Origin of the sequence: Bradyrhizobium sp. CCBAU 11430 (assembly GCF_028128855.1) — a bacterium.
GTDB classification, from domain to species: domain Bacteria; phylum Pseudomonadota; class Alphaproteobacteria; order Rhizobiales; family Xanthobacteraceae; genus Bradyrhizobium; species Bradyrhizobium ottawaense.
The window spans coordinates 167,349-193,633 of sequence record NZ_LBJV01000003.1 but is presented as its reverse complement, the minus strand read 5'-3'; the positions used below and the strand labels follow the sequence as shown (position 1 = coordinate 193,633).

27 protein-coding genes and 1 pseudogene are annotated in these 26,285 nt (G+C 64.6%); 11 read left to right on the top strand and 17 right to left on the bottom strand.

What is annotated here, in order from left to right; all coding sequences use genetic code 11:
- Positions 1-367: 367 nt before the first annotated feature.
- Positions 368-772 (bottom strand): hypothetical protein, encoded by a 405-nt coding sequence (locus XI04_RS00930; protein ID WP_028142664.1) that lies wholly within the window; start codon positions 770-772, stop codon positions 368-370.
- 303 nt (positions 773-1,075) lie between these two features.
- Here XI04_RS00930 and XI04_RS00925 point away from each other — a divergent pair, with 303 nt between their 5' ends.
- On the top strand, positions 1,076-1,333 hold the full coding sequence (locus tag XI04_RS00925; RefSeq protein WP_038949196.1) for a DUF2798 domain-containing protein: 258 nt from the start codon (positions 1,076-1,078) through the stop codon (positions 1,331-1,333).
- A gap of 14 nt (positions 1,334-1,347) precedes the next feature.
- Here the strand turns inward: XI04_RS00925 and XI04_RS00920 are convergent, their stop codons facing one another.
- The 3 genes from XI04_RS00920 to XI04_RS00910 form a co-directional block, all read right to left on the bottom strand.
- Positions 1,348-3,135 (bottom strand): chloride channel protein, encoded by a 1,788-nt coding sequence (locus XI04_RS00920; protein ID WP_028142665.1) that lies wholly within the window; start codon positions 3,133-3,135, stop codon positions 1,348-1,350.
- A gap of 8 nt (positions 3,136-3,143) precedes the next feature.
- Complete coding sequence (locus XI04_RS00915) at positions 3,144-3,797, bottom strand: L-fuculose-phosphate aldolase (RefSeq protein ID WP_028142666.1); 654 nt, start codon at positions 3,795-3,797, stop codon at positions 3,144-3,146.
- A 157-nt stretch (positions 3,798-3,954) separates the two neighbouring features.
- Positions 3,955-4,581, bottom strand: a complete 627-nt coding sequence (locus tag XI04_RS00910; protein ID WP_028142667.1) for a MarC family protein — start codon at positions 4,579-4,581, stop codon at positions 3,955-3,957.
- Between the two features lie 88 nt (positions 4,582-4,669).
- Here XI04_RS00910 and XI04_RS00905 point away from each other — a divergent pair, with 88 nt between their 5' ends.
- From XI04_RS00905 to XI04_RS00885, 5 genes are all read left to right on the top strand, one after another.
- Entirely contained in the window at positions 4,670-4,876 is a 207-nt protein-coding gene (locus XI04_RS00905) for a hypothetical protein (RefSeq protein WP_018320686.1), read from the top strand.
- Positions 4,877-4,989: 113 nt separating this feature from the next.
- Complete coding sequence (locus XI04_RS00900; RefSeq protein ID WP_028142668.1) at positions 4,990-5,556, top strand: YciE/YciF ferroxidase family protein; 567 nt, start codon at positions 4,990-4,992, stop codon at positions 5,554-5,556.
- 206 nt (positions 5,557-5,762) lie between these two features.
- Positions 5,763-6,146, top strand: a complete 384-nt coding sequence (locus tag XI04_RS00895) for an Hsp20/alpha crystallin family protein (RefSeq protein WP_271610415.1) — start codon at positions 5,763-5,765, stop codon at positions 6,144-6,146.
- Between the two features lie 8 nt (positions 6,147-6,154).
- Positions 6,155-8,536: an endopeptidase La gene (gene lon, locus XI04_RS00890; RefSeq protein ID WP_271610414.1), complete on the top strand. Its 2,382-nt coding sequence runs from the start codon at positions 6,155-6,157 to the stop codon at positions 8,534-8,536.
- Positions 8,537-8,541: 5 nt separating this feature from the next.
- Positions 8,542-8,709 (top strand): hypothetical protein, encoded by a 168-nt coding sequence (locus XI04_RS00885; protein ID WP_193374898.1) that lies wholly within the window; start codon positions 8,542-8,544, stop codon positions 8,707-8,709.
- Positions 8,710-8,780: 71 nt separating this feature from the next.
- Here XI04_RS00885 and XI04_RS00880 read toward each other — a convergent pair whose 3' ends face one another.
- The 5 genes and pseudogenes from XI04_RS00880 to XI04_RS38655 form a co-directional block, all read right to left on the bottom strand.
- Positions 8,781-9,083 (bottom strand): HU family DNA-binding protein, encoded by a 303-nt coding sequence (locus XI04_RS00880; protein WP_018320691.1) that lies wholly within the window; start codon positions 9,081-9,083, stop codon positions 8,781-8,783.
- 356 nt (positions 9,084-9,439) lie between these two features.
- Positions 9,440-10,672 (bottom strand): acetyl-CoA C-acetyltransferase, encoded by a 1,233-nt coding sequence (locus tag XI04_RS00875; RefSeq protein WP_038973573.1) that lies wholly within the window; start codon positions 10,670-10,672, stop codon positions 9,440-9,442.
- 256 nt (positions 10,673-10,928) lie between these two features.
- Positions 10,929-12,392 carry a GH1 family beta-glucosidase gene (locus XI04_RS00870; protein WP_038973574.1) on the bottom strand — a complete coding sequence of 488 codons (1,464 nt, stop codon included), beginning with the start codon at positions 12,390-12,392 and terminating at the stop codon, positions 10,929-10,931.
- A gap of 171 nt (positions 12,393-12,563) precedes the next feature.
- A complete protein-coding gene (locus tag XI04_RS00865) occupies positions 12,564-13,289 on the bottom strand; it encodes a LysR substrate-binding domain-containing protein (protein ID WP_333913138.1) in 726 nt (241 codons plus the stop codon).
- 78 nt (positions 13,290-13,367) lie between these two features.
- Positions 13,368-13,517: pseudogene (locus XI04_RS38655) on the bottom strand (LysR family transcriptional regulator); the annotation flags it as partial.
- A gap of 82 nt (positions 13,518-13,599) precedes the next feature.
- On the opposite strand from XI04_RS38655, the gene XI04_RS00860 reads away from it, so the two are divergent.
- Positions 13,600-14,175, top strand: a complete 576-nt coding sequence (locus tag XI04_RS00860) for a YybH family protein (protein WP_212429330.1) — start codon at positions 13,600-13,602, stop codon at positions 14,173-14,175.
- 67 nt (positions 14,176-14,242) lie between these two features.
- Here XI04_RS00860 and XI04_RS00855 read toward each other — a convergent pair whose 3' ends face one another.
- The 4 genes from XI04_RS00855 to XI04_RS00840 form a co-directional block, all read right to left on the bottom strand.
- Positions 14,243-14,650 (bottom strand): hypothetical protein, encoded by a 408-nt coding sequence (locus tag XI04_RS00855; RefSeq protein WP_271610413.1) that lies wholly within the window; start codon positions 14,648-14,650, stop codon positions 14,243-14,245.
- Between the two features lie 58 nt (positions 14,651-14,708).
- Positions 14,709-14,876 (bottom strand): hypothetical protein, encoded by a 168-nt coding sequence (locus XI04_RS00850; protein WP_162832255.1) that lies wholly within the window; start codon positions 14,874-14,876, stop codon positions 14,709-14,711.
- A 136-nt stretch (positions 14,877-15,012) separates the two neighbouring features.
- A complete protein-coding gene (locus XI04_RS00845) occupies positions 15,013-15,924 on the bottom strand; it encodes an SDR family NAD(P)-dependent oxidoreductase (RefSeq protein ID WP_271610412.1) in 912 nt (303 codons plus the stop codon).
- Between the two features lie 89 nt (positions 15,925-16,013).
- A complete protein-coding gene (locus tag XI04_RS00840; protein ID WP_246554291.1) occupies positions 16,014-17,027 on the bottom strand; it encodes an alkene reductase in 1,014 nt (337 codons plus the stop codon).
- A gap of 163 nt (positions 17,028-17,190) precedes the next feature.
- Between XI04_RS00840 and XI04_RS00835 the strand changes: the two genes are divergently transcribed.
- Positions 17,191-18,066 (top strand): LysR family transcriptional regulator, encoded by an 876-nt coding sequence (locus XI04_RS00835; RefSeq protein ID WP_038973577.1) that lies wholly within the window; start codon positions 17,191-17,193, stop codon positions 18,064-18,066.
- A 102-nt stretch (positions 18,067-18,168) separates the two neighbouring features.
- Here XI04_RS00835 and XI04_RS00830 read toward each other — a convergent pair whose 3' ends face one another.
- From XI04_RS00830 to XI04_RS00820, 3 genes are all read right to left on the bottom strand, one after another.
- Positions 18,169-18,528, bottom strand: a complete 360-nt coding sequence (locus tag XI04_RS00830; RefSeq protein ID WP_038949203.1) for a hypothetical protein — start codon at positions 18,526-18,528, stop codon at positions 18,169-18,171.
- Positions 18,529-18,617: 89 nt separating this feature from the next.
- Positions 18,618-21,089: a TonB-dependent receptor gene (locus XI04_RS00825; protein ID WP_212429334.1), complete on the bottom strand. Its 2,472-nt coding sequence runs from the start codon at positions 21,087-21,089 to the stop codon at positions 18,618-18,620.
- A 166-nt stretch (positions 21,090-21,255) separates the two neighbouring features.
- Positions 21,256-22,614 carry a histidine kinase gene (locus tag XI04_RS00820; RefSeq protein WP_028142681.1) on the bottom strand — a complete coding sequence of 453 codons (1,359 nt, stop codon included), beginning with the start codon at positions 22,612-22,614 and terminating at the stop codon, positions 21,256-21,258.
- A 142-nt stretch (positions 22,615-22,756) separates the two neighbouring features.
- Here XI04_RS00820 and XI04_RS00815 point away from each other — a divergent pair, with 142 nt between their 5' ends.
- Together XI04_RS00815 and fghA are read left to right on the top strand one after the other, a co-directional pair.
- Positions 22,757-23,377, top strand: a complete 621-nt coding sequence (locus tag XI04_RS00815) for a response regulator (protein ID WP_018320706.1) — start codon at positions 22,757-22,759, stop codon at positions 23,375-23,377.
- 74 nt (positions 23,378-23,451) lie between these two features.
- A complete protein-coding gene (gene fghA, locus XI04_RS00810) occupies positions 23,452-24,297 on the top strand; it encodes an S-formylglutathione hydrolase (protein ID WP_028142683.1) in 846 nt (281 codons plus the stop codon).
- 173 nt (positions 24,298-24,470) lie between these two features.
- Here the strand turns inward: fghA and XI04_RS00805 are convergent, their stop codons facing one another.
- A complete protein-coding gene (locus XI04_RS00805; protein ID WP_271610411.1) occupies positions 24,471-25,043 on the bottom strand; it encodes a DUF3280 domain-containing protein in 573 nt (190 codons plus the stop codon).
- A 60-nt stretch (positions 25,044-25,103) separates the two neighbouring features.
- Between XI04_RS00805 and XI04_RS00800 the strand changes: the two genes are divergently transcribed.
- Positions 25,104-26,285 carry an ABC transporter substrate-binding protein gene (locus XI04_RS00800; protein WP_271610410.1) on the top strand — a complete coding sequence of 394 codons (1,182 nt, stop codon included), beginning with the start codon at positions 25,104-25,106 and terminating at the stop codon, positions 26,283-26,285.

The window sequence follows — 26,285 nt, the reverse complement described above, 5'->3', positions numbered from 1 at the left end:
CCGCGTCCACCGCAAGCCCGGCTCGCGATGCGTGACGACACATGATCGCCCCTCTTGGTGAACCGGGATGGGCAACACATACGCCGAAACCGAATTTCGGTAAAGTGGAATATTTTCGGCGACGAGGATTGACAGAGGGCGACACAGGCGCGGTCCCGTAGTGCGGATGGCGCCAACGGGTCGGCGCGAAGCGCCGCCCGATGACAGGCTCCGCGCAATCCGGGACGGTGCGAGACGCCGGGCGAGCGGCCCCGGATTACGCTTTCGCTCCACCGGGCTACAAGGATACCGACGCATCAAAAAAAGGGCGGCGCAAAGCACCGCCCTTTTCGCGCAACCCATTCCGGGCCGCGCTGAAAACAGCTGCTCAGTAGCCCGGATCGTAATAGAACGGACTGCCGCCGCCGTAATAACCCTGACCGCCATAATAGCCCTGACCGCCATAGTAGGGACGCGACCCATAATAATAGCGGTTCTCGTAGTAGTCGCGGCGCCGCTGCTCGGCGATCACCCCGCCGATGATACCCGCCGCGGCGCCCATGAAGGCGAGGCCTGCGGCGTTCGACCCGCGCCGATAATAGTGGCGACGCCGGGCTGCGCTGAAATCGGTGACGTCGGAGGAGCCCTGCCCTGCCGTGACGGGCTTCGCTGACACCGCCCCGGGGGACGCCGCAGCCGAGGGCGATGCGGAGGTTGCGACCAATGCCAGGCTTGCGAACGCGGCCAGCACCATGTTGCGGCCGGCTGCGGAAATCATGGGTCTCACAGTCATTTTGACCTTCCTATAATCTTGCCGATGCTCTTGCCAAACGTAGGGATCTGCAAACCGGATTCAATGCGCAAACCGTTGAGATGGTTTCATGTTCGCGGCAATCTGCCACGCTTTGAACGATTGTAAACCGAACGACCAACTCGCAGCTTGAACCATCGAACCTGAGCGGATAATGAACAGCCGCGCCGTTTTCCGGTCGCCGTAAGCGTTTCACGTGAACCAACGCATCAACCGACGCCGTCGGGATCGATGCCATTTGCAGGGTTCAACGTGACCGACGCGTCCTTTTCCAAGAGAAATCAGATGATTGTGGTTCGCAAACTGCCGGCGCGCTATGCGCCGATCGTGATGCCGTTCGTGCTGTCCATCCTCATGACCGCCGTGGTGTCGGTCATTTCGACGCTCCGGAGCTTAGGTGCGACGCCGGCGTTCCTCGCGACCTGGCCGGGCGCCTGGGCGTTGTCCTGGCTGGTCGCCTTTCCGACGCTGCTGCTGGTGCTGCCGATGGTGCGGCGGATCGTGACGCTCCTGGTCGCGGCTCCGCCCCAACCAGGCCGATAACCGGGAGCGAGCGCTTACGACAGCGCCCCGAGCACCCCGCGCGTCGCCTTGTCGATCTCCTCGACATAGCGGCGGCGGGCGAAGTTTTCGGTGAGGAAGCCGACCACCTTGCGGCTGTCGGTGGAATCGACCACCGCCAGCATCTCGGCTTCGGCCTCGTCGAACACCGCCATCGCCGACTTCACGTTCATTTCCGGGATCAGCACAATGTCGATCAGGCGGGCAAGCTCGATCACCTGAATGTCGTCGGCGATGGTGTCGAGGTCGCTGGAGAACAGGTCCGGCAGCAGGACCAAGCCTACATATTCGTCGGAATTGTTGACGATGACGATACCGGGCCGCGATCCCAGCGCGAACTCGCGGCGGACGGCGGCGATCGTCGTGGTCGAGGGCACCTTGCCGACGTCGGAGCGCATGAGCCGCTCGACGGTGAGATTGCGCAGCCAGCCGACGTCATTGGCGCTGCGGATGGTCTCGCCGCGCAGATGCAGGCGCCAGGTCGAGAAGGAGTGGCCGAACATGAAGCGAACGCAGATCGAGGTGACGATGCAGCCGGCGAGCACCACGGCGGTAACGTCGACATTGCGGGTCATCTCGAGCACCAGGAACGACATGGTCAGGGGGCCGCCGACGATGGCGACACCGAGCGTCGCCATGCCCGTCAGCATCGCAACCAATGGATCGATGGCGAAGTTCGGGCTGATCAAGAGCAGCACCGCGGCAAAGAACTTTCCGATCAGGCTGCCGACGAACAGCGAGGCGAAGAACAGACCGCCGCGGAAGCCCGAGGCGAGCGAGACCAGGCAGGCTGTCACCTTTAGGGCGATGATCAGCGCGATCAGGCCGATCGTCATGTCGTGAAAGAGATCGAGCACCATGGCGCCATGGCCGGCCGCCAGCACCTGCGGCGTCACGATGGCGAAGCCGCCGACGATGAGGCCGCCGATCACCGGCCGGAGCCAGATCGGCAGCCAGGCGAACAGGCGCTCGAACATCGGCGAGGAGCGCATCACGGCGATGCCGACGCCGCTGGTGATGAGCGCAAGCCCGATCAGGGCCAGATATTGCTCGACGCCGACGGCGCTGACCTTGGGTATCTCCAGCGAGTATGGCGCGCCGCCGAGCCATTGCGCGGTGAGCGCGCCGGCGAGCGAGGCTGCCAGGATCGGGGCCGCGCTGCCGACCGAATAGACGCCGACGATCAACTCACAGGCGTAGAAGGCACCGGTGATCGGCGCGCCGAATGCCGCCGCGATCGCAGCCGCAGCGCCGCAGCCGACCATCAGGCGCAGATCGTTGCGGCGCAGATTGAAGAACTTGCCGAACAGCGAGGCGATCCCCGAGCCAATCTGGGTATAGCCGGCCTCGAGGCCGACCGAGGCGCCGCAGCCGTTGGAGATCAGCGTCTGGCTCGACACGATGACGCTGTCCCGCATCGACAGATTGCCGCCGCGCAGCGCGTTCGCCTCGATCGGGTCGACCGCGTTCGAAATCTTCATCCGACGCCGCGACCACTCCATGATGCCAAGCGAAAGCCCACCCAGCGCCGGCGCGATCAGTGCCGCCCACGGGCTGACGCTCGCGTGGGCCGACAAGTGGACATCGACGGGAATTCCATAGATCACCACGTGCGCGATCTGCGCGATATGCGCCATCAGCGTCACCACCGCCCCGGCCAGCGTGCCGATCACCAGCGCCAGCGGGATCAGATAGAACTCGTTGCTGCGCAACAGAGCGCGCAGCCGAACCATGACGCGGTTAGATCCCTTGCGATCGGTGAGATGTCTGATCCGCGCGAACACCGCCCGCCCTAACCTTCCGACAGGCCGTAGCCGGCCATGCGCTGGCGGACCCGTTCGATCTCCTCGCTGGGGAGCAGCGGCGGTTTCCCGATCTGGAGGCAGCCGTGATATTGCCGCGCCAGCGTTTCGACCTCGACGGCGAGCCACATCGCCTTGTCCAGCGTCTTGCCGATCGCGATCATGCCATGATGGTCCAGCAGGCAGGCAAGCCGCCCCTCCAGCGCCCGCACCGCATGTTCGGACAGCTCCACGGTTCCGAACGTCGCATAGGGCGCGCAGCGGATGCTGTCGCCGCCGGCCGCCGCGATCATGTAGTGCACCGGCGGAATCTCCATGCCCATGATCGCCAGGATGGTGCAATAGGTCGGATGGGCGTGCACGACGGCGTTGACGTCACCCCGTGACTTCAGGATGTCGCGATGAAAGCGCCATTCGCTCGACGGCTTCTGATCGGGCGCATGTGTGCCGTCCATGGCCATGAAGACGATCTGGTCCGGCGTCATGGCCTCATAGGGCACGCTGGTCGGCGTGACCAGGAGCCCGTCCACATGCCGGACAGAGATGTTGCCCGAGGTGCCCTGGTTGATGCCGAGCGCGTTCATGCGCCGGCAGGCGTCGATGATGGCCTGTCTCTTGGCGAGCTCTTCCGCTGTCGTCGACATCCCGATTTCCTGACGATGGGCTTGTTAGACCCGAAGTACGTCAAAGCAATATGGCAGTGCAAGCGAAAGCGGCCCGGATCCGATGCCACCTTGTCGCCCCTCCTGCCAAATCACCAAATGGACGGCAAAATCAACGAATTCACGGATTGTCGCAGCCCTATGGCAGGCTGGTCCTGACCGCCGCAATCCCGTTGATCACGAACTGCACGGAATAGGCGGCGAGCAGCATGCCGAGGACGCGCGAGAGCACGGCATTTCCAGTGCGGCCGAGGGTTTTCGCGATCAGGTGAGCCGAGACGAAGCACAGCATGCAGAGCAGGCAGACCGAGAGCACGACCGCGATGATCACCGCGAGCCTCGCCCCATAGCCGGCGTCGCCCGAAAGCAGCAACGTGGTCGCAATCGCGCCGGGGCCGGCCATCATGGGGATGGCCAGGGGAAACACCGCGACATCGGAGGCGTGCTCGGACGTCGCCTTGTCGGCCTCGCGGGCCTCGCGATGCGGACGATCGCCGAAGATCATCTGGTAGGACACGCCGAACAGCAGCAGCCCGCCGGCGATCTGGAAGGCGGGGATGCCGATCCCGAGCTGGCGCAGCAGCCAGTTTCCGACCAGCGCGATCACCACCAGGATCGAGGCCGCGATCAGCGGTGCGCGCAATGCGATGGTTCGTTTGACCTTGTCGGGCATGCCGGCGGTCGCAGCGAGGAAGGCCGGCGCAAGGCCGACCGGATCGACAACCAGCAGCAGCGTCACGAAGGCGGACAGGGCGAAGTCGAGCATGTGCCGGTGGGGTCCTTGGACGCTGGAACGATGGCTTCCGGGCTGACTTAGCCCAGCAAAGCCGCTTTGGAAATCACTGGAGGCGACAATGAGCGACAGTGGAATCGGAATGCTTCTCGGCCAGCTCTCGGCCAACCTGCTCTGGCTCTGGTTCATCGGGGCCTTCGTGCTCGGCGGGGTCCTCGTCTATGGCGTGATGAAGGCCGGCCACCTCAGGCGCAGCGAGCGGGCGCAGCTCGATCGCAACACCGAGGCCCGACAGCGCCAGGAAGATCCCTACAAGCGCCCGACCTGAACGGTCGCCGCGCGCGCCGGTTGCAGTTTGGAACTTTCGTTCTCCAAACGGCTTTGATGGGCTGAGGATTGGGGAAGGAGATGCCTTCCCGTGTCACCTCAAGAGGAGGACATATGGCTAAACGAGCGAAGAAACGCGCACCCAAGAAGACCACAGCGCGCCGACCGCGTCAGGCGCCGAAGATGCTCAGCGACCTGTTTCTGGAGACGCTGAAGGACATCTATTTCGCCGAGAACAAGATCATCAAGACCCTGCCCAAAATGGCCAAGGCTGCAAACTCGAAAGAGCTCGCGGCCGCCTTCAACAAGCACCTGCGCGAGACCCAGGGCCAGGTCAAGCGTCTGGACCAGATCTTCAAGATGCTGGGCAAGCCTGCACGCGGCAAGCCCTGCGAGGCGATCAACGGCATTACCGATGAGGGCGCCGAGATCATGAAGGAGTTCAAGGGAGCGCCGGCGCTCGATGCGGGACTGCTCGCCGCCGCGCAGGCGGTCGAGCACTACGAGATCTCCCGCTATGGCACCTTGCGCACCTGGGCCGAGGAGCTCGGCATGCAGGACGCAGCAAGGCTGCTTCAGGCGACGCTGGACGAGGAAGAGGCGACCGATCATACGCTGACCGAGCTGGCCACCTCGGTGATCAACCTCGAGGCGGAAGAAGATTACCGCGCCGCGGCCTGACCCGCGCGCCAGCCGATGACGAAACGCCGCGGCCAGAGCCGCGGCGTTTGCTTTTTGGGCCAGAGCCGCGGCGTTTGCTTTTTGGGCCGTAGCCGCGGCGCTTGCTTTTGCGATCGCACGATGGCGCATGGCACGTCAGCGCCACCGCACTGGATTTCCCGGGAACCAGCCCCATATGCAGGCTTTCCCACCCCTGAGCCCGCATCATGCAACCCAAAAATCCCCTCGACTGGATGCTGTCCGAAGCCCTGGACCAGCTGACGCGCGCCGAGCGGCTGCGCCAGCAGTTCGGCCGCCAGGAAGCCTGCTGGGAGCCGCCGATCGACGTGCTCGAAACCGAGCATGAGCTGCTGATCCTGGTCGCGCTTCCCGGCGTCAATCCGGACAATGTCGAGACGGTCATTCGTGACGGCGTGCTCGTCGTCTCCGGCCAGCGCACGCTTCCGCCGGAGCTTCGCAACGCCCGTATCCACCGGCTCGAACTGCCGCAGGGGCGTTTTGAGCGCCGCATTGCATTGCCCCTCGGCCGCTACGCCATCAGCCGCTTCGTGATGGACGGCTGCGTCGCGCTGCGCCTCGCCAAATCCTGAGGTCGATCATGGCCACCGAACAGATGAACAACGAACAGACCAATAACGACGTGAAGATCCCCGAAGACGCGCTGATCATCGTCGCCGTACGCGACATGGTGCTGTTTCCCGGCGCGATCGGGCCGATCGCGATCGCGCGGCCGAAATCGATCGCGGCGGCGCAGCAGGCGCTGCGCGAGCAGCGGCCGATCGGCATCGTCCTGCAGCGCAATCCCGAAGTCGATGATCCCACGCCGGACGACCTCTACCGGGTCGCGACCATCGCCAACATCGTGCGCTACATCACCGCGCCCGACGGCACCCATCACATCGTCTGCCAGGGCGTGCAGCGCGCGCGCATCCTCGACTTCCTGCCGGCGACGCCGTTCCCGGCTGCGCGCATCCAGCAGATTCCGGAGCCCACCACGACTTCGCCGGAGATCGAGGCGCGCGCGCTGAATCTGCAGCGCCAGGCGATCGAGGCGATCGAGCTGCTGCCGCAGGCGCCGCCTGAGCTCGCCGCGATGTTCCAGGGCACCACCGCGCCCGGCGCGCTGGCGGATCTGGCGACCTCGTTCATGGACATCAAGCCGCAGGACAAGCAGGAGGTGCTGGAGACCATCGACCTCGCCTTGCGCGTCGAGAAGGTGTCCAAGCATCTGGCCGAGCGGCTGGAGGTGCTGCGCATCAGCAATGAGATCGGCCAGAAGACACGCGCCAGCTTCGACGAGCGGCAGCGCGAGGCGATCCTGCGCGAGCAGATGGCGACCATCCAGCGCCAGCTTGGCGAAGGCGACGGCAAGGCGGCCGAGGTCGCCGAGCTGACGTCTGCCATCACCAAGGCCAACATGCCGCCGGAGGCGGACGCGCACGCCAGGAAGGAGCTGCGCCGCTACGAGCGCATGCCGGAGGCCGCCGGCGAAGCCGGCATGGTCCGTACCTATCTCGACTGGCTGATCGAGCTGCCCTGGGCGCTGCCTGCGGAGAAGCCGATCGACATCAAGGAGGCGCGAGCCATCCTCGACGCCGATCATTTCGGCCTGGAGAAGATCAAGGGCCGGATCATCGAATATCTGGCGGTGCGCAAGCTCGCCCCGCAGGGCAAGGCGCCGATCCTGTGCTTCGTCGGTCCGCCCGGCGTCGGCAAGACCTCGCTCGGCCAGTCCATCGCGCGTGCGATGGATCGCCCCTTCGTGCGCGTCAGCCTTGGCGGCGTGCATGACGAAGCCGAGATCCGCGGTCACCGCCGCACCTATATCGGCGCGCTGCCCGGCAACATCATCCAGGGCATCAAGAAGGCTGGCAGCCGCAACTGCGTCATGATGCTGGACGAGATCGACAAGATGGGCCGTGGCGTGCAGGGCGATCCGTCAGCGGCCATGCTGGAGGTGCTCGACCCCGAGCAGAACGGGACGTTCCGGGACAATTACCTCGGCGTGCCCTTCGACCTGTCGCGCGTGGTGTTCATCGCGACCGCCAACATGCTGGACCAGATCCCGGGTCCGCTCCTGGACCGCATGGAGCTGATCAGCCTTGCCGGCTACACCGAAGAGGAGAAGCTGGAGATCGCGAAGCGCTATCTGGTGCGGCGGCAGCTCGAGGCCAACGGTTTGACCGCCGAGCAGGCCGAGATCGAGCCGGAGGCGCTGAAGCTGGTGGTCAAGGGCTACACCCGCGAGGCCGGCGTGCGTAACCTCGAGCGCGAGATCGGCAAGCTGTTCCGGCATGCCGCGGTGCAGGTCGCCGAAGGCACGACTGCGAAGGTGGTGGTGACGCCGAAGGACATCGCCACCGTGCTCGGCCAGCCGCGCTTCGAAGGCGAGATCGCGCAGCGCACCAGCGTTCCGGGCGTGGCAACCGGCCTTGCCTGGACGCCTGTCGGCGGCGACATCCTGTTCATCGAGGCGTCCCGTGTGCCCGGCCGCGGCGGCGTGATCCTGACCGGCCAGCTCGGCGAGGTCATGCGCGAGAGCGTGCAGGCTGCGCTGACGCTGGTGAAGAGCAAGGCCACGCAGCTCGGCATCGATCAGTCGGTGTTCGAGAAGAGCGACATCCACGTTCACGTTCCGGCGGGCGCAACCCCGAAGGACGGACCGAGCGCGGGCGTTGCGATGTTCACGGCGCTGACGTCCCTGCTCACCAACCGCACGGTGCGCAGCGACACCGCGATGACCGGCGAGATCTCGCTGCGCGGCCTGGTGCTGCCGGTCGGCGGCATCAAGGAGAAGGTGGTGGCGGCCGCGGCGGCGGGCCTGAAGCGGGTGATGCTGCCGGCGCGCAACAAGCGGGACTATGACGACATCCCGAAGAGCGCGCGGGACAACCTCGAATTCATCTGGCTGGAGCGCGTCGACGAAGCCATCGCCGCGGCCCTCGAACCGGTCGATGCGAAGGTCGAAGCGGCGGAGTGAATGCGATGAAGAAACTGCTGGAGAAAGCGAAGAGGTCGCGGACAACGCAGCGGCTGCGTCAGTTGCTCGATCGCGCGATCGACCGGGTTCGCGATGGGCTGGCGGCGCCAGGACTAGGTTCAAGACCGCGGCTTCAACCCATTCCGGTCCGGGTGAAGCGCCGCAAGGGTTGAGCCCTCCGTCTCAGGCCCTCGCGGCTGCCCCAATCGAAAGGCCCCCTCCGACCGAGGGGGCCTTTGCGTTGTTAGCCCACGGCGTCCTTGGCCGCCTTGACCGGGCGGGCGCGGACGATCTTGCGGGCCGGCTTGGCCTTGAACATCATCTCTTCACCCGTGAACGGGTTGGTGCCCTTGCGCGCCTTGGTCGCGGGCTTCTTGATGACCACGAACTTGGCGAAGCCCGGCACCAGGAACAGGCCGTTCTTCTTGAGCTCCTTGTGACCGACGTCGGTCAGCGTCTCCATGACGTTCTTGACGTCGCGCTTGGAAAGCTCGGTGGCGGTCGCAATCTTTTCGATCAACTGCGATTTGGACATTTGGGTTGGCATCGTGTCTCCTCTGATTCGTTGCCGGTTGCATATTAGACCAACCGGCGAAGGCCTATAGCCTTCTGCACAGTTTTGTCGCGGTTTTACGGGCTTTTTTGGCCCTCAGCGGCAAAAAACCCTGCTTTTTAGCGACTTCCGGAGCGGGAGAAGCCTCAGGCAGCGGATTTTACCTTGTTTCAAAGGCCCGCACGCAACCTTGCTAAAGCTGATTCGCCGCTTTCGACAAGCGACGAGGTGCCTCTTTGTGCGCGGAGGAGTGCGTTTCGCCCTAGAAAATAAGGCTAGATCGTCGCGTTGTGGCGTCTCACCTGCTCCCTCACCCTATTGCCACAGGGGCGCGGCGAGCTTCGCTCGCGCTAGATGCGCTCGATGATGATGGCCGGCGCCATCCCGCCGGCGGCGCACATGGTGACGAGACCACGCTTGAGGTCGCGCCGTTCGAGCTCGTCGAGCACGGTGCCGATCAGGATCGAGCCGGTGGCACCGATGGGATGGCCGAGCGCGATCGAGCCGCCGTTGACGTTGACCTTGGCGCGATCGAGCTTGAGGTCGCGGATGTATTTTTCCGCCACCACCGCGAACGCCTCGTTGATCTCGAACAGGTCGATGTCGTCGACGGTCAGCCCCGCCTTCGCCAGCACCTTGCGCGTCGCCGGCACCGGCGCGTTCAGCATCAGGGTCGGGGAGTCCCCCATGTTGGCCATCGCGACGACACGGGCGCGGGCTTTGAGGCCGTGCGCCCTGGCGTAGGCGGGCGAGGCCAAGAGGATCGCGGCGGCGCCGTCGACGACACCGGAGGAGTTGCCGGCGTGGTGCATGAAGTCGATTTCGAGATCAGGATATTTCTGCAGGATCAGGCCGCGATAGGTCGTGCCCTTGTCGTCGAGCGCATAGTCGGCAATCGCCGGAAAGGCCGGCTTCAGGCTGCCGAGGCCCTCCATCGTCGTCTGCGGCCGCGGATATTCCTCGTGGTCGAGCGCAAGGCTGCCGTCCTCGCGGTGAACCGGCACGAGGCTCTTCTTGAAGTGGCCGTTCGCGATTGCGTGCGCGGCGCGCTTCTGGCTCTCGAGCCCGAGCGCGTCGACGTCCCTTCGCGTGATGCCTTCGAGCGTCGCGATCGCATCCGCGCAGACGCCCTGATGCGATTGCGGATGCCGCGCGCGCAGGCGCAGATTGCCAGAGTCCATCATCATCGGGCCGCCGCCGCGGCGTCCTTCCATCGACATCATCTCGCAGCCGCCGGCGATGACGAGATCTTCCGCGCCCGCCATGATCGAGGATGCCGCCATGTTGACGCTGGTGATGCCGGAGCCGCAGAAGCGATCGAGCGTCACGGCGCTGGCGCGCACGTCATAGCCGGCATCGAGCGCCGACATACGGCCGAGATCGCCGCTTTGCGTTGCGACCTGCGCACTGCAGCCCCAGACGATGTCCTCGACATCGGCGGTGTTGATGCCGGTCCGATCAGCGAGCGCGCGCAGCACGGTGGCGCCGAGCTGCTGCGGATGAATGCCCGAAAGCGCGCCCTTGCCGGCCTTGCCGACGCCGCGCGGGGTCCGGCAGGCATCGATGATGAGTGCATCGGTCATTGGCGTTGTCCTCTTGTTGTGGGTTGTTGAGAGGCGTTTTCAATCAGGGGGAGATGGGAGTCAATGCACGGCATTCCTTCGCCTCTCCCCGCGTGCGGGGAGAGGCCGGATTTTACGCGCAGCGGAAAATTCGGGTGAGGGGGAGCTTCAACAAGGACGATGGCAGATGGACTCGCGGATAGAGCCCCTCACCCCTGCCCTCTCAGCGCGAGCGAAGCTCGTCGCGACCCCGTAAGAACAGGGAGAGCAAGAAGAGCTACGCACCCGCCGCGTTCTTCGCGATCACGTTGCGATAGAAGCTGGCGCTGAGTTTCGGCGTGCGGACCTGGGTGTCGAAATTGACGTGGTACAGCCCGAAACGCTTGTTCAGCCCATATACCCACTCGAAATTGTCCATCAGGCTCCAGAGGAAATAGCCGCGGACCGGGACGCCTTCGGCGGTGGCGCGCTGGAGCTGGGCGAGATAGTTGCGCAGGTACATGATGCGGTCGGTGTCGTAGATCTTGCCGTCCGGCGTGACGACGTCATCGCCGGAGGCGCCGTTCTCGCTGATGTAGATCGCATCCGTCTTCCAGATCTTTGCCGCCAGCTTCGGCACCCAATAGAGCGTCTCCGGCCCGACGCGCAGCCAGTCCGAGTTCATGTGCGGGAACGATTTCGGGATCGGCAGCGGCATGAAGCCCGCGCCCTGGTCGGAGGCCACCACATAGTTCTGCGGCGCGTAGATGTTGAGGCCGAGGAAATCGACCGGCGAGGAGATGATCTTCAGCTCCGCATCGGTGTATTTCGGCGCGTTGGGGCCGGCGAATTTCAGGAAGGCGTCGGTGTAGCGGCCCGTCATGATGACGTTGAGATAGCCGGCATTCATCTCGCGCAGTGCGATCTCCGCGGCACGGACGTTCTCCGGCGTGTCGATCGCGGGCGCGCAGGCATCGATGTTCTCGGCCGGCCCCACTCGGGTGCCGCGGCGGCCATGGGCGCGCACCGCCTGCACCGCGAGCCCGTGCGCGAGCGCGCTGTTGTGCCTGATCTGGTTGACCTCGGCCTGCGGCAGCGTCACGCCCGGCGCGTCGATGCCGATGCCGTAGCCGAAATAGACGAAGCGGCCGCTCTCGTTCAGCGTGAACACGTTTTTGACACGGTCAGTCAGATGCTCGGCGACATAGGCGGCGTAGTCGCCGAAGATCTTGCAGGTTTCCGTCGAACGCCAGCCGCCGAAGCGATCCTGCAGCGATTGCGGCAGATCCCAGTGATACAGCGTCAGCCACGGCTCGATGCCGTTCTTCAGGAGCTCGTCGACGAGACGATTGTAGAAGTCGAGCCCCTTCGGGTTGGGCTTGCCGTCGCCGTCCGGAAACAGCCGCGGCCAGGCCACCGAGAAGCGATAGGCCTTGCAGCCGAGCGCCTTGATGAGCGCGATATCCTCCTTGTAGCGGTGATAATGCTCATTGGCGCGGTCACCAGTGGTGCCGTCCTCGATCTTGCCGGGGATGCGCACGAACTTGTCCCAGATCGAGGCCCCTCGCCCGTCCTCGTTGACCGCACCCTCGACCTGATAGGACGAGGTCGCCGTGCCCCAGACAAAGCCCGCCGGAAAACCGCTGCCGCTGCGCGGCATGGCTGCCGGCCTGGCCTCGACGAGATCAAGCGGATTTGTCACCCCGGCTGCGGACAACCCCGCGAGCTTCGCAAACCGGCGACGCGAGACCTTGTCCGACATTGATGCTGCTCCGCTTCTCTTGGTTTTCGGCCCGGCACAATGAACAGTTCGAGGCCATTTGAGAAGCGCGTCCGGGAGGACCCAGATCCAGCAAACGTAGACGGTGCGGCAGGCACAATGCCGTCACTTTTCGGCGTCGGATGAATACTTTTCGGCTTCAGAGGGGCGGCTTTAGGGCCGACCTGCTCCGATTGCGCTGACCACGACCTGCATGAGCCACGCGATGCCGGCGTCTCTCATCGCCGCCTTGGTTGCGATCGCCCGGATCGCATCCGGTTTACGCGCAAAAGGCAGCTCGACGAACACCAAGCCGAAACGGCCGGCGTGGTGCTCCACCAATCGGCGCGGCAATGCTGCGATCAGATCAGATCCTGAAAGCTGGACGAGCGCCATCATGAAATTCGGGACGGTCAAGGCGATGCGGCGCTCGAGGCCGCGCTTTGCCAACATCTGATCGACGAAACCGCGCGCTTCACCACTGAGAGACACCAGCAGATGCTGTGACTGCGAGAATGCAGCACGGGTGGGCGCTTTCGCGAGGGGATGTCCCTTGCGCATGGCCAGCACGAAATCCTCGTCGTAGAGCCTGCGCGCCTCGAATCGCGGCGATACCGTCGGCAGCGGCAGCATTGCGACGTCGAGCTCGCGTCTTTCGAGCATATCGAGGCTTTGGTGCCAGGGCTCCCCGATCGCGCCGCCGCGCGGCGCAGGCATCAGGTGGATCAGGGCGAGGTCGATATGGGGGGCCGCAGTCGCGATCGATCGCAGGAGCTGAACGGATGTCGAGGCCAGGACGGCATCGGGGGCGCCAATCGTGAACCGGCGGCGGCTCTTCGCGGGGTCGAACGGTGCAGCCGAGCCGATCAGCTGTTCGATGCGCGCGATGATCTCGGTCACGGGCTCCTCGAGCTCCAAGGCCCGGGCCGTTGGAACGACGCCCTTCGGCGTCCGCAGAAACAGCGGGTCGTTCAGCAAGAGACGGAGCCGGCCAAGCGCATGGCTGACAGCCGACGGCGTCAGGCTCAGCCGGCCTGCAGCACGCGCGACATGACGTTCTTCCAGAACCACACGGAAGAGCACGAGGAGATTCAGGTCGATCCTGGATAGATCAATTTGGTTCAGCATGATGCTGAAATCATATCGCTGGATTCATCAAGTTCAAGGTCTCATGGATGGGGGCATTCGTCGTTCGATCAGGAGAGGCGAGATGACCAAGAGACCGCCCGGTGTGAACAATTGGCCAGACCCGCAGGAGAAGATGTCGCGGCGCTCGATGATGGCCGCCACGGCTGCAATTCCGCTGTCCGTTCAGCTTTCGGCCGACGCGGCCGCCGGGAACGACGCCATAGCCAGCCTCATCGAACGTGCCCGCGCGAAAAATGCGGCGTTCATGCGTGGCGACATGGATCGCTGGCTCCAGCTCGTCCGCGTCGCGCCGGATTTCACGTTGATGCAGCCGTTCGGCGGGCCTGCCAGTCGCGGATTCGACGCCAGCCCCAAGCGCCTGGCCGACCTATCGCGATACTTCAGGGAAGGCGAAACCGAGCTCGAGGTCTTGCAAACCCATGCATCGGACGCGCTCGTCGTTCTCGCAATGACCGAACACCAGCGGGCCGAAGTGGGCGGTTTGCCGGCCCAAGACTGGTCGTTGCGCGTGACCGAGGTCTACCGCAAGGATGGCACGGATTGGCAACTCGTGCACCGTCATGCGGATCCCCTGGTCCGAAGCATCACCCTGCAACAAGCCGCGATACTCGCCCGGGGCTGGCCGGAGGACAAATGATGTCCCTCGCCTCGCTGGAGCAGCCGGTCAGCTGGCCCCTGACGTCACGCATCGCGATACGAAATTTTCAGCGCGAGCGCTTCGGCAGCTTTGGCAGCTTGTCGGGATTGAATGCCGGGAACTGCTCGGTTCGCTCACTTGCCTGCGGCTGCTGTTCGGTCAGAATGAGCGTGCCCTTGAGGATCATTCCCGGCACTTGTTGTGCCGTCGCGGTGTAAGTCGCGATCTTGCCGGGACAGTTTCCCTCGATATCCAGGGTGAGCTCGTCTTCCACGCCGAAGACCGTTGCACGTCCGTCGGTATGACGCTTCGTTGATACGGTGGCGGTGAAGCGATCTCCATCGACCAGGCACGAGCCATGATACGTCATCAGGCTGTCGCGGCCCCAGATCTGTCCGTCTGCGACATGGACGATCCCGGTCCCCTGGTCGAGCGGCGTCTTGTACCACGCCGCATATGTCCCGTCCTTCAACATGGGAGCAGTCTCCCTGGCATTCCCGCACAACAATCCGCATGATAGCGCTAAGAAACCGTTAATCACGCGGCCCGTGCCAATCCGGCCTTTCCTTGCGCAGCTCGGCTTCAAGCTCCTCGACGATGCCGTGAAGCAGGCACGCGGCAAGTGGATCCGTCACCTCCCGTTCCAAGCGCCGATAACGCGCGATCTGGCATTCCTGCTCTCTCAACTGGTGCTCTGTCATCAGACGGGCCCTCCAGTGAATCGACGCGCAGACAGCCGAGCAGTTTCGTTAAAATTTTCGGATCATTTGCCATGGTTTCTAAACGGTAAAGGACAATCGGGCGGTCTGTCCGCGCAGGCCTCGAGAGAAAGCCCGGTCATGCACCCTTCCCCGCTCGACCTTCCATCGCGCGACTGACGAGTCTGTCGGAGGCCCCCATCAGCGCGGCCGCATAGGACGGCTCCGTGGACGACGGGCTCGCCAGGATCGCCTCCGCCTTGTTATTGAACATCGCACCGCTGCGGCCGTTGAGATCGCGCGACACCAGGAGCGGAACCAACCGCTCGGCATAAGCATCCGGCTCGACCATCATGAAGCTGGTCAGCCATTCCACGACGGCGAACAGCGCGCGCGACCCGAGCAGATTGGCGCGGATGTTGGTCTTGACGAAACCGGGGTTGAGGCCGAACACGTCGACGTCGGGAAAGCGGCTGGCCGCCTCGATGACGAGCACTTCGTTTCCGGCCACGGTGTTCGAATGTGCGGCGAACCGCTTGTAGCTTCGTTCCGAGTTCAGGTCGTCGACATTCGCCCTCTGCTCCGTCCCCGGAAATCCCATGACGAACATGCGGGGCCTCAGGTCGGCCCGGGCGCGGTCCTTGCCAAGTCGCGGAGCAATCTCGTTGAGGATGACGCGGCGGCTCAGATAGCTGACGGCAAGGTCGCGCTCGATGCCTTCGCCCGTCACCTCGCGTTTGGGGCCTGCCATGATGCCGGTCGTGAAGACAACGATGTCCATCTTGCCGGCGGGCAGCGCGCTGCCGATGCGGCGCGCATCCCGCATCGAGCTCAGATCTGCCTTCATGAACGTGATGCGCGGCATGTCCTGGTCGCGGAAGGTCTGACCGACGACCAGGACATTCGCGCCCCTGGCTGCGAGTTGATGGCTGAATGCCCGACCGATCCCGCCGGTGCCGCCGATCACGGCGACATTCAGTCCATCGAGCCGGAGGCTTTCGAGCGACGGTAGAGTCACGTTCAGGCTCTTGTCCAGTTCCACGCGTTTCACTTCAGGTGCCTTCCGCAAGCATTGATGAAAATGAGCGCTCTGCGCCGCGGTCGCGGTGCAGAGCCGATGAATGTGATGACCGCCCGTCCTCAGACGGCGGCAGCCGCGTCCCATGCGGGATAGTCGGTGTACCCGCTTGCATCACCGCCGAAGAACGTCCTGCGGTCGGCCTCGTTCAGCGGCGCACCGGATTTCAGGCGGGTCGGAAAATCGGGATTCGCCAGGATCATCTGGCCGTATGCTTCCAGATCGGCCAGCCCCGCGGCGACGTCGGAACCGATACGATCGCGCGGACGGCCCGGCCTGTTCACGATCAGCTTGCCGCGCCACAGTCTGCGGAGGTCGGCGAGCAGGTGATCGTCGCCCTGATGCATGATGTGAAGGTAGGCGAGCGAAAGCTTGTCGAGCTCAGCGACCAGATGGCGATAGAGGTCCGGTCCTTCGGCGCCTTCGTCGATGCCCCACATCGTGATGCCTGGAGACAGGCGGATCGCCGTCTTGTCCGCGCCGATCTCCGCGGCGATGGCCGCCGCAACCTCGACGGCGAAACGCGCGCGATTTTCGATCGAGCCGCCATAGGCGTCGGTCCGGGTGTTCGCGCTCGGCGCAATGAACTGCTGGACCAGATAGCCGTTCGCGCCATGGATCTCGACGCCGTCCGCGCCCGCCGCGATGGCGTGACGCGCGGCATCGCGGAAGTCGCCGACGGTCCGGCGCACTTCATCGATCGCGAGCGACCGGGGCTGCGGGATATCCTGCATGCCCTTCGGCGTGAACATCGGCGTATCGGGCGCGATCGCGGACGGGGCCACGCCCGACCGGTGATGCGGCGTGTTGTCGGGATGCGACATGCGTCCGGCATGCATGAGTTGGATGAAGATATGGCCCCCCTTGGCGTGCACGGCGTCGGTGACCTTGCGCCAACCGGCGACATGCGCGGGCGTGTAGATGCCCGGCGTGGTCATGTAGCCCTGCCCGTCATCGGACGGCTGGGTGCCCTCGGTGACGATCAGGCCGACGCCGGCGCGCTGCGCGTAATATTCGGCGGCGAGGCCGCCGGGAACGCCGTTGGCATCGGCGCGCGAGCGCGTCATGGGCGCCATGACCAGGCGGTTCGGAAGTTCAAGTCCGCCGACGCGGACGGGACTGAAGAGTGAATTCACGGCGAGTTCCTTCTCGGTGATGCAGAGAAGGGAGATGGAGCTTCCAGCCAATGGAATAAATGCCATATAATGGAACAGATTGATCCACATATGGGATAATTCGATGGAGCTGTTGAACGACATGGCGCTCTTCGTCGAGGTCGTGAAGGCCAGGAGCTTCCGGGGCGCCGCGGCGATCCTCGACATGCCCAACTCCACCCTGTCGCGACGGATCGGCCTCCTAGAGAAGGAAATCGGGCTTCGCCTGCTGAACCGGACGACGCGCAGGATCGAATTGACCGAAGCCGGCCAGCTTTATTTCGAGCGCTGCAAGCGCATCGTCGACGAAGCGCGCCTGGCGCACGAGCAACTCGGCGAGATGCTGGCGCGGCCGAGCGGACTGCTGCGCGTCTCACTGCCGGTGGATTTCGCCAACACCTATCTGGCGCCGTTGATCACCGAATTCGCACGGCAATATCCCGGCATCGATTTCGAGTTCGACCTGACGCCGCGGCGCGTCGATCTGGTCTCCGAGCCCTACGACCTGGCGATCCGCGTCGGAGAATCCGAGGCCTCCCATATGATCGCGCGGCCGCTCGCTCGCCTGCACGGCCATCTCTACGCCTCGCCGCGCTATCTCGAAGAGAACGGCGAGCCGAACGAACCGGCGGACCTCGCGCACCATCAATGTCTCTGCCAGACCAGGGTGGGCAGCTGGACGCTGCAAAACGGAACGCAAACGGTCGAAGCCGGCGTCAGCGGCCGTTTCCACCTCAACAGCATCGGCATGCTCCGCCGCCTGGCGACGCTCGACATGGGCATCACGTTCATGCCGCAAGAGATCGTCGCCGATGAAGTCGCAGCCGGCCGACTACGCCGTATCATGCCGCAATGGCAGGGCTTGCCGATGACCATCTACGCGGTCACCGAAACCCGGCTGCTCCCCGCCAAGACGCAACGCTTCATCGAATTCCTGAGAGAACGGCTGAGCCGGGACTAAGATCCGGTTCGCGCCAACTCCCGGTTTGTCAGTCGCAGAGCGCGGCCTGCAAGCTGTCGGCGCTTCCCAAGCCGAAGGATTGGCAGCGAAAACGGCTTGCCTTTAGGAGACCAGACGAAGCCAGACGTCTCTGCTTGCCAGCGTGCCATTCGGCGTGGCGATTTCCATGTCCACGACGTGCAGGGAGCCGGGCTCGTCTGCGTAGATGTACCTGAGGTGCCACATGAGACCGAGGTCTGGTGAAATGACAAAATCGTCCAATCCGTCGGTGATATCTCGAACGGCCTCGCGATGCGTCAATGGCGCAGAAAACATCGCATCGATCAGGTCGGCCAGGCTCATGCCCTCGACGAGCATGAGGCGGGCGACCTCATCGCCGTAAACATGTCGGAGCGCTGAAACGATAGCAGCGACGGCACCCGGATTTTTCAACGACACGGCAAAGCGAGCCTCCGGGCGCATGATGCCGGAGGCAGGACATTCTACGCAAGCCGTCCGCCCGAGGCGGCGGGGAACTCTCTGCCCCGGCGCGGCCGGCTGCGCCTTCGCGCCTAGAACGTCACCCGCATGCCCGCGTAGAACGCGCGTGGCCTCGCCGGGCTCAGCGAGCGCGGATCGGTGAAGTCGTTGCCGCCGTTGGTGAAGTTGGGCAAGGCTCCCGTGTCGAAGAACTGGCCGTAGGTCGCGTAGCGCTTGTCGAAGATGTTGTCGACCTTGCCATAGAGCTGGATGTTCTTCGCCACCTGGTAGGAGGTGTGGAGATTGAACACGGTATAGGACGGCAGTTTCGCGAACTGGTTCGACTCGTCGCCGACCAGGTACTGGCTGGAGACGAACAGCGCGTTGCCGCCGACCTTCCAGACGTCGGTCACCGCATAGTCGATGCCGACCTTGATGCGGTGGCGCGGGATCGCGGGGAGCTGGTTGCCGGGCCTGACCTGGATGGTCTCGCTGGCCGGGTCGGCCAACGGGCTTTCGGAGCCGAGTTCCAGCGGATCGAGGAAGCGCGCGTCGACGAAGGCGTAGCTTGCCTGGAACTGGAGCGTCGGCGACTTGATGTTGACCTCGGCCTCGAGGCCCTGCCGGCGGGTCCGGCCGACATTGGAGAAATAGCCGAAGCCGGTCCGTCCGACCACGGGCACCGCGACGATGTCGTCATAATTGGTGGCGCGGAAGCCGCCGATCTTCCAGCCGAGGGTGCCGATGTTCAGCTCCTTGGTGCCGCGCAGGCCTGCCTCCACGGTCTTGGACACGACCTGCTTGAGCGGCGGATCGGAAACCAGAAACGCCGCGATCAAACAGGGACGGGCCGGATCGGAACAGCCGAGCTCGAGCGGCGTCGGCACGCGGTTGGCCTCGGAATAGCCGGCATAGGCAGTCAGCCCCGGCGTGATCTTGTAGGTGCCGCCGATCACTGGGTTGAAGCGGGTGAAGGTATGATCGCCGTTGAGATCAGTCCCGAGCTGATCCTCCAGGCTGATGCGCGCCACGTTGAAGCGGCCGCCGCCGGTGACGGCGAAGGCATCCGTGACGTTGAACGTGTCCATCGCATACAGGCCGTTATATTGGTTGACGGTCCGCAGCGAGACGGGACCGGCAATTGTTTCCGGCTGACCGGTCGGCCCCAGGAATAGGCCGCTACCGCTGACGACGTAATTTTCTCCGATCGAGCCGATCTCGGCGGTGGCGTTGTAGCGTGTGACGCTGGCGTCATAGGTCGTGCCCATCACGAAGCGGTTGTCGTGCCCGAACAGTTGATCGGTGTTGGTGGCCTGCCCTGATACGCCGAAGGTGGTCGAACGGATCGTGCTCCGGTCGATCTCGCCGAGGATGGTTCCGAGCGGATAGGGATTTACGAGCTGCGCGCCATTGGTGCCGTTGGCCGGCGTCGCATCGTCACCGAAGCACAACAGGCCCAGAACGGCGCATTCCTGCACATCGGTCGGATTGCCGTCGACGAGCTTCTGCTCGTACCTGCGCACATGCGCGGTGCCTTCGAGCGTCCAGGTCGGCGTCGGATCGGCCTTTCCGGTCAGGTTGAGATAGCCGACGCGGTTGGACGTGGTCTGCGGCGTGGTGTAGGTCGCGCCCCAATATTTGTCGAGCAGTTCGGCCGGAACGGTGGCGCTGGCGCCGAAATCGTTCTTGGCGACGCCCATATTGGCGTGGAATTCGCTGTCGCCGGCCTTGTAGCCGACATCGCCGTAGAAGCGCCGCACCGTTGATTGCGAGAAATTGCGGAAGCCATTGTCGCGCAGGCCTTCGAGCGCGGCATAGACGCCGTAGTTCTTGTCGACCTGCTTGCCCCATTGCGCCGAGCCCTGGACGCGGCCGAACGAGCCGCCCATGACGTCGATCTCGGCGCCCTGATAGGTGAAGCCGTCCTTCATTTGCAGGTTGATGGCGCCGCCGAGCGCGTTGAGGCCGAAGGCGGGATTGTTGGTCACCAGCGTCACCGACCTGATCGCGGCGGTGGGGATCAGGTCCCAATTGACCGCGTCCGAGAAGGCCTCGTTGATGCGGACGCCGTTCTGATACACCGCAAGGCCTTGCGGCGTGCCGGTCACGGGCGAAGCGACAAAGCCACGGAATTCGACATCCGGCTGGAACGGATTGCCGGTGACCTCGGTGATGTTGACGCCGGCGATGTTGTCGCGCAGCGCGTCGGTGACGTTCAGCGAACCGGTGCGCTTGATCTGGCTGGCATCGACGGCGTTGATCGCCGACGGGACCTTGTCGACATCGAGGCCTCTGCCGATGCCCGGCGAGGTCGGGTAGACATAAAGCCGTGTCTTCGGCGCGGCGGACGACGCTGCCCCGATGCGCGCGACGGGTCGCGTCGGCGCGGTACGCCTCGCCACCGACGGCGGCGGTGCCGCCACTTCGACCGGCGGCAGATTCTGGACGTTGGTCTCCTCGTCTTGCGCGGCCCCGGCGGGGCCCGCCAAAACCACCCCGGACACCAGACCGGTCGACACCGAGGCCATCAACAAACGACGCTTGAACGAAAGAACCTTGCCCATCCCCGCCTTCCCATCCGTGACCACCGGCTGTTTTGATTTTCGCCGATTGGTTGAGACGAAGTGTAATCAGCGGCCGGTCGCACGCCAGCCACAAAAGATCGGGCGCTATCCGCTCCCGTTTTCCCGACCAAATCGGGAATTTTTCCCGATCACCTCGGGAGAGCGATCAGGCGGCCGCGGTCGGAACCAGCGCTTCCACGGTCAAACCGCTATCGCCGGAGACGACGTTGAGCGTGCCGCCCAGCGCCAGAATCCGCTCACGCATGCCGACGAGGCCGAAGCCGAGCTTCTGGCCCGGCTCCATGCCGCGGCCATTGTCGCTGACCCGCACCCGCGCGCAGCAGCGGCCGTCCTGCGCCATCTGCTGCGCCGGCTCGATGACGACATTGACCGAGGTCGCGCCGGCGTGGCGGAACACGTTGGTGAGCGCCTCCTGCACGATGCGATAGATGGTGAGATCGGCGGTCTCGCCGGTGACCCCGAGCGACGGCGAGATCACGGTCTCGATCGCGACATCCGGATGCGACTCCCGCCACAGCCGCGACAGCGACTCGAGCGCCTGGCGCAGCCCGAGCTCGGCAAGGCCGACGGGGCGGAGGCGCTCCAGCACGCGGCGGTTGAACTGCTGCAGCGCGTTGATCTGCTCCAGCATGGCGCTGCCATGTTTTCGCACCGCCTCCGCATTCGGGACGCGTCCATCCGCCTGCTTCGCCAGGGCGCCGGCATGCGCCCGCAGCGAGAACAGATACGGCCCGAACTCGTCGTGGAGCTCGCGCGCGATCTCCTTGCGCTCGATGTCCTGGAGCGACACCGCCCGCTCGGCGAGGCGCCGCTTGTCCTCGACCGCCTCACCGAGGGTTGCGGCAAGGTGGTTGAGCTTGGTGCAGATTGCGGCGAGCTCCGGCGCGCCGCCCGGCGCGACGCGGGCCTCGTAATGTCCGCCTTCGAGCTTCCCCATTGCCTCCGCCAGAGACTGGAGCGGGGCCAGCGCCCGGCCGACCACTTTCATCATCAGGAAAAACAGCGCCAGCGCGATCGCCGTGCCGACCTCGAGCTGGGTCACGATGCCGTCCCAGATCTCCGCGATCTCGTCATCGGGATGCGAGGTGATCAGGAGCGATCCGGGCTTGCCATGGATCGAGACCGGCACGCTCACTGCGGTCTGCTCGGGATGGACCAGGCTGACGAACCAGGCCGGCGGCCCGCGCGTGTCGGCGTCAGTGTCAAGCCGGGGCGGCGTCTGCGCATTGCCGCCGGTGTCCCGAAGCGTGATGCTGACATGGCGCAGGCGGCTGAGATCGCGCGCGATCTGGTTCAGCCTGGCATCCGGATCTGGCGCCTCGTTGAGATCGGCCACGATCATCTCGATGAATTCGCGCGCGAGCCGGATCACGCTCTGGTCCTCGGCCTGCACGCGGGGACCTGCCTCGGCGACCTGGCGGCCGATATTCACGGCGAGCCCCAGCGCCAGCAGCAGCGCCAGCAAGAGGTTGATGCGCCCGCGCAAGGATAGATTTTGCCACATTGGTGTCGCCCGTGCCTCGCGAAGCCTTGCCCGCCGCTGTCCGATGACGTTGACAGCGGCGAAGCGGCGGATATCTAATCGGAAGCGTACAGCAATCCCGGCCGGGCGCGAAACAGGCCGACGCTGTCACAAGGAAACGCCTATGCGCATTCTGATCGTCGACGATCATCCCATTGTCGCCTCCGGCTGCCGTGCCGTGCTGGCCGACGAGGGCGAGATCGAGATTTTGGAGGCCGCCGACGCCGAGGACGGCGAGTGCGTCTTCATCGTCGAACGCCCCGACCTCTGCATCATCGACATCAATCTGCCGACCGTCTCCGGCTTCGAGCTCGCGCGCCGCATCCTCGAGCGCGCGCCCGAGGCCCGCATCATCATGTTCAGCATGAACGACGACCCGGCCTTTGCCGCGCGCGCGATCGAATGCGGCGCCAAGGGCTACGTCTCCAAGACCGGCGATCCTGATGACCTCGTCGAGGCGATTCGCGCCGTCGGCGGCGGCGGCACGTACCTGCCGAGCGCGATCGCGCGCAGCATCGCCTTTGCGGGGCCGACGCTGGCGCAAAGCCCGCTGTCCAAGCTGAATGCGCGCGAGATGGAGATCCTGCGGCTGCTCAGCGCCGGCAAGAGCCTGTCCGAGATCGCCTGGCTGGTGCAATCGTCCTACAAGACGGTCGCCAACACCTCGTCGATCATGCGCCAGAAGCTCGGGGTGAAGACCTCGGTCGAGCTGGTGCGGCTGGCGATCGACAGCGGTGTTGCCTGACGCGGGCAGCTGCCACAAATTCGGTCACACAAGCGTTGCAATATTGATGTGGTGAGATGCCACGGAGTGAAGGCATGACGATTCAGACTGTCTCGACCAACAAATCCTACGGCGGCGTGCAGGGCGTGTATCGCCATGCCAGCCAGGCGACCGGAACCGACATGGTGTTCTCGGTCTATGTTCCCCCGCATGCCGACGGCGCCAAGCTGCCCGTGGTCTGGTATCTGTCCGGGCTCACCTGCACCCATGCCAACGTCACCGAGAAGGGCGAATTCCGCAAGGCCTGCGCCGAGCTCGGCCTGATCTTCGTCGCGCCCGACACCTCACCGCGCGGCGCCGACGTGCCGGGCGACGCCAACAATGCCTATGATTTCGGCTTAGGGGCCGGCTTCTATGTCGACGCCACGCAGGAGCCGTTCGCGCGCAATTATCGGATGTGGAGCTATGTCACGGACGAATTGCCCAAGCTCATCGCGGGAAATTTTCCCGTCGACGCCAAACGGCAATCGATCATGGGCCATTCGATGGGCGGCCACGGCGCGCTGACGGTGGCGCTGCGCAACCCGCACCGCTATCGCGCCGCGAGCGCCTTCGCGCCGATCGTGGCGCCCTCGCTCGTGCCCTGGGGCACCAAGGCGCTGACCGGCTATCTCGGGCCGAACAAGGACGCCTGGCGCGGCCACGACACGGTGGCGCTGATCGAGGATGGCGCGAAGTTTTCGGGCTTCCTGGTCGACGTCGGCGAGGCCGACAATTTCCTCAAAGAACAGCTGAAGCCCGAGCTGCTCGAAGCCGCCTGCAGCAAGGCGGGCATCCCGCTGACGCTGCGGCGTCAGGCGGGCTACGACCACAGCTATTATTTCATCTCGACCTTCATGGGCGATCATCTGCACTGGCATGCGGAGAAGCTGAAGGGGTGATGTCTTTCTTCCTTCTCCCCTTGCGATGAGGGGTATCTCTCCGCGAGCGCAGTATCGTAGGGTGGGCAAAGCGAAGCGTGCCCACGATTTCTCTCGAATCATTGATTGATCGTGGGCACGGCGCAAGTGCGCCTTTGCCCACCCTACGATTCCAGACTCGCTGAGAGAATATCCTACTCCCGCTTGCCGTAATTCGGCGCCAATAGCCGGTTGCGGATCAGGTAGCTCATCGTGCGGGTCCAGGCTTCATCCGTGTTGCCGCGCATGTCGGCGCTCGCGGCGGCGATCATGTTGCCGGTCTTCACGTCGCGCAAATAGATGTTGAGATTGATGATCAGGTTCGAGACCTTCTGCACCATGCCGGTGATCTCGAGGTCAGCGCCCAATTCGCCCGCGAACTTGAGATCGCAGCCGCCGCAGGCCTGTAAGTTGGCGTGACGGGCGGCATCCCTGACCGGCGCGATGTCGAGCACCTGGAACCTGCCGGACTCCGTCAATTCCTTGCGCAGCTGCTCGCTGATGAGCACGAGCCGCGCCTCTTCGGGCCTGGAGCCGTAGAACTCCCCGGGCAGGCTGGTGTCGATCAGCTCGAAATCGAACACGGCAAGCTTGGGTGGATCGGCGCGCGCGAGCGAAGGCGTCAACAGCAAAGCGGCGATCATCATCAATGCTCGCATGATCGTGATTCCAGGCCTCGCACGCGCGGGGACGAAATGCGGGGTTGCATGCCCTGACAAATTGGTCATGCTTGAAGCAGAGACAATTCTCTACCGGCGGTCAAGCGGGGGAGAACGCTTGGAGGAAACATGATCCGATGGTTGGCCGGCCTGATTGGCTTAGGTCTTGCTGCGACGAGCGCGCTCGCGGCGGAGCCTGCCCTGATCGGCGTCGGCTATCTCGGCGTCGCCGGCACCAGATCCACACTGTCGCTGGTCGAGCAGCCTGCGGAGAATGACGGCCTCGCCGGCGCGCGGCTCGCGATCGAGGACAACAATACCACCGGCAAATTCCTGGGCCAGCGGTTCGCGCTGGAAGAGCGCCGCATCAAGGAAGGCGAGGACGTCGTCCAGGCCGCGACCGCGCTCGCGGAGAAGAACGGCTTCATCATCGCCGACCTGCCCGCCGATGCGCTGCTGAAAGTCTCGGACGCCTTGCGCGACCGCGGCACGCTGCTGTTCAACGCGGGGGCGATCGACGAGCGGCTGCGCGAGGCCGATTGCCGCGCCAACGTGATCCACACCGCACCGACGCGCGCAATGCTGGCGGATGCGCTCGGGCAATATCTGGTTTGGAAAAAGTGGTCGCGCTGGCTGCTCGTGGTCGGCTCGCATGATGAAGATAAGCTGTTCGCCGATGCAGTCCGGCGCACCGCCACGCGGTTCGGCGCCAAGATCGTTCAGGAGAAGACGTTCGAGGACAAGGGCGGCGCGCGCCGCACCGATAGCGGCGTGACGCTGATCCAGCGCCAGATGCCGGTGTTCACGCAAGGCGCGCCTGCTTACGACGTCCTGGTCGCCGCCGACGAGAGCGAGGTGTTCGGCGCGTATTTGCCCTATCGCACCTGGGATCCCCGCCCCGTTGCGGGCTCGGCCGGCCTGGTGCCGCGCAGCTGGGACGCATCGCAGGACCAGTGGGGCGCGATCCAGATGCAGAACCGCTTCGTCAAGCTGAACGCGCGGCGCATGACCGCGCTCGACATGCAGGCCTGGACCGCGGCCCGCATGATCGGCGAAGCCACCTCGCGCACCAATTCGGGCGACGTCAAGAAGGTGACTGATTTCATCAAGGGCCCGGATTTTTCGGTGGCCGCCTTCAAGGGCACGCGGCTGACCCTGCGCGACTGGAATCTGCAATTGCGCCAGCCGATCCTGCTGGTCGACGGCCGCATGGTGGTGTCGGTGTCGCCGCAGGAGGGTTTCCTGCACCAGGTCTCCGAGCTCGACACGCTCGGCTACGATCGTCCGGAGAGCAAATGCAAGCTGAAGTGA

Excerpts from the sequence above, each read along its gene's own strand:
- XI04_RS00930 (WP_028142664.1), bottom strand. The coding sequence starts at position 772 with ATGACTGTGAGACCCATGATTTCCGCAGCCGGCCGCAACATGGTGCTG.
- XI04_RS00925 (WP_038949196.1), top strand. The coding sequence starts at position 1,076 with ATGATTGTGGTTCGCAAACTGCCGGCGCGCTATGCGCCGATCGTGATG.
- XI04_RS00915 (WP_028142666.1), bottom strand. The coding sequence starts at position 3,797 with ATGTCGACGACAGCGGAAGAGCTCGCCAAGAGACAGGCCATCATCGAC.
- XI04_RS00910 (WP_028142667.1), bottom strand. The coding sequence starts at position 4,581 with ATGCTCGACTTCGCCCTGTCCGCCTTCGTGACGCTGCTGCTGGTTGTC.
- XI04_RS00905 (WP_018320686.1), top strand. The coding sequence starts at position 4,670 with ATGAGCGACAGTGGAATCGGAATGCTTCTCGGCCAGCTCTCGGCCAAC.
- XI04_RS00900 (WP_028142668.1), top strand. The coding sequence starts at position 4,990 with ATGGCTAAACGAGCGAAGAAACGCGCACCCAAGAAGACCACAGCGCGC.
- XI04_RS00895 (WP_271610415.1), top strand. The coding sequence starts at position 5,763 with ATGCAACCCAAAAATCCCCTCGACTGGATGCTGTCCGAAGCCCTGGAC.
- lon (WP_271610414.1), top strand. The coding sequence starts at position 6,155 with ATGGCCACCGAACAGATGAACAACGAACAGACCAATAACGACGTGAAG.
- XI04_RS00885 (WP_193374898.1), top strand. The coding sequence starts at position 8,542 with ATGAAGAAACTGCTGGAGAAAGCGAAGAGGTCGCGGACAACGCAGCGG.
- XI04_RS00880 (WP_018320691.1), bottom strand. The coding sequence starts at position 9,083 with ATGCCAACCCAAATGTCCAAATCGCAGTTGATCGAAAAGATTGCGACC.
- XI04_RS00875 (WP_038973573.1), bottom strand. The coding sequence starts at position 10,672 with ATGACCGATGCACTCATCATCGATGCCTGCCGGACCCCGCGCGGCGTC.
- XI04_RS00870 (WP_038973574.1), bottom strand. The coding sequence starts at position 12,392 with ATGTCGGACAAGGTCTCGCGTCGCCGGTTTGCGAAGCTCGCGGGGTTG.
- XI04_RS00860 (WP_212429330.1), top strand. The coding sequence starts at position 13,600 with ATGACCAAGAGACCGCCCGGTGTGAACAATTGGCCAGACCCGCAGGAG.
- XI04_RS00855 (WP_271610413.1), bottom strand. The coding sequence starts at position 14,650 with ATGTTGAAGGACGGGACATATGCGGCGTGGTACAAGACGCCGCTCGAC.
- XI04_RS00850 (WP_162832255.1), bottom strand. The coding sequence starts at position 14,876 with ATGACAGAGCACCAGTTGAGAGAGCAGGAATGCCAGATCGCGCGTTAT.
- XI04_RS00840 (WP_246554291.1), bottom strand. The coding sequence starts at position 17,027 with ATGGCGCCCATGACGCGCTCGCGCGCCGATGCCAACGGCGTTCCCGGC.
- XI04_RS00835 (WP_038973577.1), top strand. The coding sequence starts at position 17,191 with ATGGAGCTGTTGAACGACATGGCGCTCTTCGTCGAGGTCGTGAAGGCC.
- XI04_RS00830 (WP_038949203.1), bottom strand. The coding sequence starts at position 18,528 with ATGCGCCCGGAGGCTCGCTTTGCCGTGTCGTTGAAAAATCCGGGTGCC.
- XI04_RS00825 (WP_212429334.1), bottom strand. The coding sequence starts at position 21,089 with ATGGGCAAGGTTCTTTCGTTCAAGCGTCGTTTGTTGATGGCCTCGGTG.
- XI04_RS00820 (WP_028142681.1), bottom strand. The coding sequence starts at position 22,614 with ATGTGGCAAAATCTATCCTTGCGCGGGCGCATCAACCTCTTGCTGGCG.
- XI04_RS00815 (WP_018320706.1), top strand. The coding sequence starts at position 22,757 with ATGCGCATTCTGATCGTCGACGATCATCCCATTGTCGCCTCCGGCTGC.
- fghA (WP_028142683.1), top strand. The coding sequence starts at position 23,452 with ATGACGATTCAGACTGTCTCGACCAACAAATCCTACGGCGGCGTGCAG.
- XI04_RS00805 (WP_271610411.1), bottom strand. The coding sequence starts at position 25,043 with ATGACCAATTTGTCAGGGCATGCAACCCCGCATTTCGTCCCCGCGCGT.
- XI04_RS00800 (WP_271610410.1), top strand. The coding sequence starts at position 25,104 with ATGATCCGATGGTTGGCCGGCCTGATTGGCTTAGGTCTTGCTGCGACG.